The organism is Tabrizicola sp. (assembly GCF_041913445.1).
Lineage (GTDB): Bacteria > Pseudomonadota > Alphaproteobacteria > Rhodobacterales > Rhodobacteraceae > Tabrizicola.
On record NZ_JAYSFG010000023.1, the window covers coordinates 48,285 to 55,063 of the forward strand.

At 63.9% G+C, this 6,779-nt stretch carries 12 protein-coding genes; 2 read left to right on the forward strand and 10 right to left on the reverse strand.

All coding sequences use genetic code 11. The features are described 5' to 3' along the window. Positions 1 to 42: 42 nt before the first annotated feature. From secY to ACE3Q6_RS19205, 3 genes are all read right to left on the reverse strand, one after another. On the reverse strand, positions 43 to 1,404 hold the full coding sequence (gene secY, locus ACE3Q6_RS19195; RefSeq protein ID WP_374435988.1) for a preprotein translocase subunit SecY: 1,362 nt from the start codon (positions 1,402 to 1,404) through the stop codon (positions 43 to 45). Between the two features lie 101 nt (positions 1,405 to 1,505). After that, positions 1,506 to 1,985 (reverse strand): 50S ribosomal protein L15, encoded by a 480-nt coding sequence (gene rplO / locus ACE3Q6_RS19200; RefSeq protein ID WP_374435991.1) that lies wholly within the window; start codon positions 1,983 to 1,985, stop codon positions 1,506 to 1,508. Positions 1,986 to 2,207: 222 nt separating this feature from the next. Further along, a complete protein-coding gene (locus tag ACE3Q6_RS19205; RefSeq protein WP_374435993.1) occupies positions 2,208 to 2,648 on the reverse strand; it encodes a GFA family protein in 441 nt (146 codons plus the stop codon). 185 nt (positions 2,649 to 2,833) lie between these two features. Between ACE3Q6_RS19205 and ACE3Q6_RS19210 the strand changes: the two genes are divergently transcribed. Next, positions 2,834 to 3,295 (forward strand): MAPEG family protein, encoded by a 462-nt coding sequence (locus ACE3Q6_RS19210; RefSeq protein WP_374435995.1) that lies wholly within the window; start codon positions 2,834 to 2,836, stop codon positions 3,293 to 3,295. 111 nt (positions 3,296 to 3,406) lie between these two features. Continuing rightward, positions 3,407 to 3,694: a hypothetical protein gene (locus ACE3Q6_RS19215; protein WP_374435997.1), complete on the forward strand. Its 288-nt coding sequence runs from the start codon at positions 3,407 to 3,409 to the stop codon at positions 3,692 to 3,694. 87 nt (positions 3,695 to 3,781) lie between these two features. Here ACE3Q6_RS19215 and rpmD read toward each other — a convergent pair whose 3' ends face one another. From rpmD to rplE, 7 genes are all read right to left on the reverse strand, one after another. Continuing rightward, positions 3,782 to 3,976, reverse strand: coding sequence for a 50S ribosomal protein L30 (gene rpmD / locus ACE3Q6_RS19220; RefSeq protein WP_374435999.1), 195 nt, complete (start codon positions 3,974 to 3,976; stop codon positions 3,782 to 3,784). 2 nt (positions 3,977 to 3,978) lie between these two features. Then, a complete protein-coding gene (rpsE, locus tag ACE3Q6_RS19225) occupies positions 3,979 to 4,551 on the reverse strand; it encodes a 30S ribosomal protein S5 (RefSeq protein ID WP_374436001.1) in 573 nt (190 codons plus the stop codon). Positions 4,552 to 4,657: 106 nt separating this feature from the next. Then, positions 4,658 to 5,017 (reverse strand): 50S ribosomal protein L18, encoded by a 360-nt coding sequence (gene rplR / locus ACE3Q6_RS19230; protein ID WP_374436003.1) that lies wholly within the window; start codon positions 5,015 to 5,017, stop codon positions 4,658 to 4,660. 11 nt (positions 5,018 to 5,028) lie between these two features. Further along, positions 5,029 to 5,562 carry a 50S ribosomal protein L6 gene (gene rplF, locus ACE3Q6_RS19235; protein WP_374436005.1) on the reverse strand — a complete coding sequence of 178 codons (534 nt, stop codon included), beginning with the start codon at positions 5,560 to 5,562 and terminating at the stop codon, positions 5,029 to 5,031. Positions 5,563 to 5,572: 10 nt separating this feature from the next. Further along, positions 5,573 to 5,971: a 30S ribosomal protein S8 gene (gene rpsH, locus ACE3Q6_RS19240; protein WP_137110195.1), complete on the reverse strand. Its 399-nt coding sequence runs from the start codon at positions 5,969 to 5,971 to the stop codon at positions 5,573 to 5,575. A gap of 12 nt (positions 5,972 to 5,983) precedes the next feature. Next, a complete protein-coding gene (gene rpsN, locus ACE3Q6_RS19245) occupies positions 5,984 to 6,289 on the reverse strand; it encodes a 30S ribosomal protein S14 (RefSeq protein WP_374436008.1) in 306 nt (101 codons plus the stop codon). A gap of 18 nt (positions 6,290 to 6,307) precedes the next feature. Further along, positions 6,308 to 6,779 (reverse strand): 50S ribosomal protein L5 (rplE, locus tag ACE3Q6_RS19250; protein WP_374436010.1); only part of this gene is annotated, 472 nt, incomplete at its 5' end.

The following is a 6,779-nucleotide window of genomic DNA, read 5'->3' on the forward strand; positions in this document are numbered from 1 at the left end:
CCCGCCCCCGGGGGCCCCAGAAGAATGATGTTCTTCATGGGATCAGCGCCGCGCGGGGGCCTTGGGCGCGCCGGTCTTCTTCTTGCCGCGCAGCTGCGACTTTTCGATCAGCGCCTCGTACTGGTGGGCAAGAAGATGCGACTGGACCTGCTGGATCGTGTCCATCGTGACCGAGACCACGATCAAGACCGAGGTGCCGCCGAAGTAGAAGGGGATACCAAGTTCGGCGATCAGGACCTCGGGCAGAAGGCAGACGGCCGCCAGATAGGCCGAGCCGAGGACGAGGATGCGGTTGACCACGTATTCCAGGTAATCCTCGGTCTTCTTGCCGGGCCGGATGCCGGGGATGGAGGCATTCTGGTTCTTCAGGTTCTCGGCCACCTCGTCGACCTTGAACGAGACGTTCAGGGTGTAGAAGTAGGCGAAGAAGACGATCATGGCCGCGAGGAACAGCAGGTGCAGCGGCTGGCCGTAGCCAAGGTTCGCGGCAAGCCAGCTGAGGACCGGGTTGGTCGACCCGCCCGAGAAGGTGCTGACCGTTGTCGGCAAGAGGAGGATCGACGAGGCAAAGATCGCCGGGATCACGCCCGCCGGGTTGACCTTGATCGGCAGGTGCGACGAGCCGCCCTCGTAGACCTTCATGCCGACCTGGCGGCGCGGATAAAGGATCGAGATCTTGCGCAGCGCGCGTTCCATGAAGACGACGAAGGTGATGACCGCCACGACCATCACCAGGATCCCCAGGATCACCGGAGTGGACAGCGCGCCCGACCGGCCCTGCGCGAAGAACTGGGCGATGGCGGCGGGGATTTCCGCCACGATGCCGACGAAGATGATCAGAGAGATGCCGTTGCCGATGCCGCGGGCGGTGATCTGCTCACCCAGCCACATCAGGAACATGGTGCCGCCGACCAGCGTGATGACGCAGGAGGCGATGAAGAAGAGACCGGGGTTGTGCGCCAGCCCGCCGCCCTGGATGGACATGGCGATGCCGTAGCCCTGCAGGATGGCCAGCGCCACCGTGCCGTAGCGGGTGTACTGGTTCAGCTTCTTGCGGCCCTGCTCGCCTTCCTTCTTCAGCTGCTGCCAGGGGCCGTACATGGTTCCCAGAAGCTGCACGATGATCGAGGCCGAGATATAGGGCATGATGCCCAGGGCAAAGATCCCCATCCGCGACAGCGCGCCGCCGGTGAAGAGGTTCAGCATCCCGCCCACCCCTTGCGAGGCCTGCTGCATGAACTCGCGCAGCGCTTCGCCGTCGATGCCCGGGACCGGGATGAAGGTGCCCAGTCGGTAGACGATCAGAAGGCCGATGGTGAAGAAGATGCGTTGGCGGAGGTCCGTCGCCTTGCCAAGCATTCCCCAGCTCAGGTTCGCGGCCATTTGTTCGGCAGCTGATGCCATGTCAGGTCTCTTTCAAGCCAAGCGCCGCCGGACCGTTCTCCGGTCGGCGGCGCGGGAAAACTGGTAGCTGATGTAAGCGACCTTGCGGCCGCTCACAATGCTTATTCAGCCGCAGCCGCGACCGGTGCCAGGAGCGTGACCTTGCCGCCGGCCTTTTCCACCGCTTCGACGGCCGAAGCCGAGGCGCCGGTGACGGTCAGGTTGACCTTGGATTTCAGCTCGCCCTTGGCCAGCACGCGGATGCCGTCGCGCTTGTTCGAGGTGACACCAGCCGCGACCAGCGCGTCTTCGGTGATCTCTTCCTTGGCGTTCAGCTTGCCAGCGGCGATGAACTTCTCGATCAGGCCCAGGTTGACCACCGAGTAGTGCAGCTTGTTCGGCTTGGTGAAGCCGCGCTTCGGCAGGCGGCGATACAGAGGCATCTGGCCGCCTTCGTAGCCACCCAGTGCCACGCCCGAACGGGACGACTGGCCCTTGATACCACGGCCGGCGGTCTTGCCCTTGCCCGAACCCGGGCCCCGCGCAACGCGCTTTTTCTTCTTCGCCGCGCCTTCGTTGTCGGCGAGTTCATGCAGTTTCATGTCGCTTCTCCTTGCCGGATGTGCCCCCGAAGCGAGAACGGGACACCCACGGCTTTTCTTGATTCTCATGGCCAGGATCGGCCACCGGGGGGGCGATACAGCACGGCACCCCGAAAAGCAAGGGCGAGGCTGTCCACGGTGGACAGTCTCGCCTTTTCCCTTTGTCAGCAACGGGTTGCCGAATTCCGTTAGGGTGGTGTTAACCCTGTCGAAATCGCCGGATCAGTGCCCCTGCGGCCAGACGAAACTCGGCTGAAGACCGGAGTAGACCGGGCGGCCGTCCTGCGGGGCCGGGTAGCCCTTCGTCTCGTCCCAGAAGGCGTGGTAGGTGGCCTTGGGGAACTTGGCGTCGTCGTAGCCCATCACGTTCGGCACGGCCACTCGGATGCGGCCCTGCTTGTCGTCCAGCATCAGAACCGCACCACAGTCCGAGCAGAGGCAGATCTCGAGCGGGCCGTTCGGGTTGTCCTTGTTGAAGGGGACGCGCTTCATCTTCTCGGGATGGTCAGCCTGGATGTCGCCGTGGTTGAAGAAGGCGACATGGGTCGTGTGCTGGCCGGTCACCGACTTGCAGACGTTGCAGTGGCATTCGTGGTTGTCGATGGGCTCGGCCGTGGCGGTCACGTGGACGTGCTGGCAACCCCCGGCATAATGCGTGGTCATGGGTGTCCTCCCTGATGGCGACCCCCTGCCCCTCCCCGGACAGGGTTGAGTCGCTGGGTGAAGCCTAGCACCGTGCGAGTGACGCAGGGGAAGCTTTTGCGCCACGCGCGGTGCGGTCCGCGCCAGGGGCGGATTGACAGAAGCCTGCGCGCTTCCAACGCTGGTCCCGTGGGGAGGGACAGAAGATGAGCGCATTTACCATCGAGAACCCCGTTTTCGTGACCTGGATCATCGCCACGGCCCTGACGGTGCTGAAAGTGATGGGCCAGGGCTGGATGACCGTCTACCGGATGATGAAGGTCGGCGGCGGCTATGCCGCGCCCGAGGACCTGCGGCCGGGCCTTATCAACAAGGCGCCGGACCCGAAGCAGCTGGAGGTCAACGACTATGTCGACCGCTCGCGTCGGATGCACCGCAACGACCTGGAGAACATCCCGGCCTTCTGGGCGGCGGGGCTGATCTTCGTGGCGGTCTCGCCGCCCCTGTGGCTGGCGCAGGTGCTGATGTATGGCTTCGTCGCGGCCAGGGCGGCCCATGCGCTGGCCTACGGGACAGCCCAGTCGCATGAGGTGCGGGCGACCTTCTACACCATCGGATCGCTGATCGTGATGGCGATGGCCGTCTATGCCTTGATCGCGGTGGTGTGACGCCGCCCCCGGGACCGGACCTCTCTTTGTCAGGAACAGGGGGCCCACGCCGCTTGTTGTCTCTGTATGCCCGTCGGATCTCCTGGCGGGTAAGCAGCGGAGATCTAGGAAATGGCGAACAACCAGAACCAGTCGGGCGGTCAATCGGGCGGTCAGTCGGGTGGCAAGTCCGGCGGACAATCGGGCGGCCAGTCGGCGCGCAGCGATGTGGGCCAGGGTGATGTGAAGAACCCGGAAACCGATGGCCGTCTGAAAGAGAACGGCGGCGGCCAGCAGGGCCAGGGTGAAGTCCAGAGCTCGGATGACGGGCGCCTGAAGGAAAACGGCGGCGGGCAGCAGAACCGTGGCCAGGGCGGAAGCGGTGGCAGCGGTGGCCAGGGCGGCCGCAGCGGCAGCTGACACCGAGCCTGCAAAACGAGAAACGCCCCGCCGGTCCGGCGGGGCGCTTTTGTTTCTGGCGGAGGGCAGATTGCCCACCCTACGGGCTTAGCCGCGCTCTTCGATGATCTGGACCAGGTGGCTGATCGAGTTCACCATGCCGCGGACGGAAGGGGTATCCTCCAGCTCGCGCGTGCGGTTCAGCTTGTTCAGGCCGAGGCCTTTCAGCGTTGCGGTCTGCACGGCCGGACGGCGGGCGGCCGAACGGATCTGCTTCACGACGATGGTTTTCTTGGCAGCCATGTTCAGGCCTCCACGGTTTCGGCTTCGGGCTTCCGAAGGATTTCGGCGACCTTCTTGCCACGACGCGCGGCGACCGAACGGGGCGAGGCTTCGTGCTTCAGCCCGTCGATGGTGGCGCGGATCATGTTGTAGGGATTGGCCGAGCCGATCGACTTGGCGACGATATCCTGGATCCCCAGCATTTCGAACACGGCGCGCATCGGGCCGCCGGCGATGATGCCGGTACCGGCCACGGCAGTCCGCATCACGACGCGGCCGGCGCCATGACGGCCTTCCATGTCGTGGTGCAGCGTGCGGCTGTCTTTCAGGGCGACGCGGATCATCGAGCGCTTGGCCTGTTCGGTGGCCTTGCGGATCGCTTCCGGCACTTCCTTGGCCTTGCCCTTGCCGAAGCCGACGCGACCACGCTGGTCACCGACGACGACGAGAGCCGCAAAGCCGAAGCGCTTGCCACCCTTGACGGTTTTCGAGACGCGGTTGATCGCGACCAGACGGTCGGCGAATTCCGGGGTTTCTTCCGGGCGGTTGTCGCGACGGTCGTCACGACGCTCCCGGCGGTTCTCACGTTCTGCCATATGGCAATTCCTTCGTGGTGGCACGCTGTGCCGTTAAAGCCAATCCTGGTGGGCGCCGCAGGGGCGCCCCCGGATCATCGGGGCAGCGTTGCCGCTGCCCGCCTGATCAGAACTTCAGACCGCCTTCGCGGGCTGCATCGGCAAGCGCCTTGATCTTGCCGTGGAACAGGAAGCCGCCACGGTCGAAGTAGCACTCTTCCACCCCGGCCTTCTTGGCCCGCTCGGCAATCGCCGCGCCGACCTTGGCCGAAGCTTCCAGGTTGTTCTTGCCGACCACGCCGAGATCCTTCTCGAGCGAGGAAGCCGAAGCGATCGTCACACCCTTCACGTCGTCGATCAGCTGGACGCTGATGTTCTTCGAGGAACGGTGCACCGACAGCCGCAGGCGGCCATGCGAGGTCGCCTTGATCTTGTTCCGGACGCGCAGGCGGCGCTTGAGGAACAACTCTCTCTTGTTGTTTGCCATTTTCGCCACCCTTACTTCTTCTTGCCTTCCTTGCGGAAGATGTACTCATCCTTGTAGCGGATGCCTTTGCCCTTGTAGGGCTCGGGCGCGCGCCATTCGCGGATGTTCGCTGCCACCTGGCCGACCTGCTGCTGGTCGATGCCTTCCACGACGATCTCGGTCTGCTTCGGGACGGACACGGTCACGCCCTTCGGCACGTCGAAGTTCACTTCGTGGGAGTAGCCCAGCGACAGTTTCAGGACGTTGCCGGCCATCGCGGCACGGTAGCCGACGCCCTGGATTTCCAGTTCCGACTTGAAGCCGGTGGAAACGCCGGTGACGAGGTTCGCGATCATCGAGCGGGTCATGCCCCACTGCTGGCGCGCACGCTTCGACAGGCCACGCGGGGTCACCTTGACGGTATCGCCCTCGATGGTCAGCGTGACGTCGTCGCCCGCGGTGAAGGAACGGGTCCCTTTCGGGCCCTTCACTTCGATGGTCTGGCCGCTGATCGAGGCGGAAGTGCCTTTGACCAGGGTGACGGGTTTCTTGCCGATACGAGACATTCCACCCTCCTCAGAACACGGTGCAAAGCACTTCGCCGCCGACATTGGCAGCGCGTGCATTTGCATCCGACAGAACGCCCTTGGGCGTGGAGACGATGGCGACGCCCAGGCCGTTACGGACCGAGGGAAGCTCGCTCACACCCATGTACACGCGACGGCCGGGCTTCGAGACACGCTTCACTTCGCGGATCACGGGCTCGCCTTCGTAATACTTCAGGCTGATGGTGAATTCGCCCTGCTTGTTGGCGGTCTCCGACTTCTCGTAGCCACGGATGTAGCCTTCCGAGAGGAGCACGTCGAGCACGCGGGCGCGCAGCGTCGAGGCGGGGGTCGTCACGGTGGACTTGCCGCGCATCTGGGCGTTGCGGATGCGGGTCAGCATATCGCCGAGAGGATCGTTCATGGACATGTGATGCCTCCCTTACCAGCTGGACTTGACCATGCCGGGGATCTGGCCGAACGAGGCCAGGTCACGCAGCATGATGCGCGAGAGTTTGAGCTTGCGGTAGAACGCATGCGGACGGCCCGTCAGCTGGCAGCGGTTGTGGATCCGCGTCGCCGACGAGTTGCGGGGCATCTCGGCCAGTTTCAGAGTCGCCTTGAAACGCTCTTCCATCGGCTTCGACTGGTCGTTGATCACCGCCTTGAGACCGGCGCGCTTGGCAGCATGCTGCTTCACAAGCTTCGCCCGCTTCACTTCGCGGTTCACCATGGATTTCTTTGCCATATCTCAGGTTCCTCGCGCTTACGACGTGAAGGGCATGTTGAAATGCTTCAACAGCGCCTTGGCTTCCGCGTCGGTTTTCGCGGTGGTGCAGATGATGATGTCCATCCCCAGAACCTCGTCGACCTTGTCGAAGTTGATTTCGGGGAACACGATGTGCTCTTTCAGGCCCATGGCATAGTTGCCGCGACCATCGAAGCTGGTGCCCTTGACGCCGCGGAAGTCGCGGACGCGGGGCAGAGCCACGTTGATGAGCCGGTCGAGGAATTCGTACATCCGGTCGCCACGCAGGGTGACCTTGCAGCCGAGCGGCATTTCTTCACGGACGCGGAAGCCGGCGATCGACTTCTTGGCCTTGGTGATGACGGCCTTCTGACCGGCGATCTGGCCAAGTTCCTCGGCAGCCTGCTTCACCTTCTTGGTGTCCTTGACCGCTTCGCCGACGCCCATGTTCAGGACGATCTTGTCCAGACGCGGGATCTGCATGTCGTTC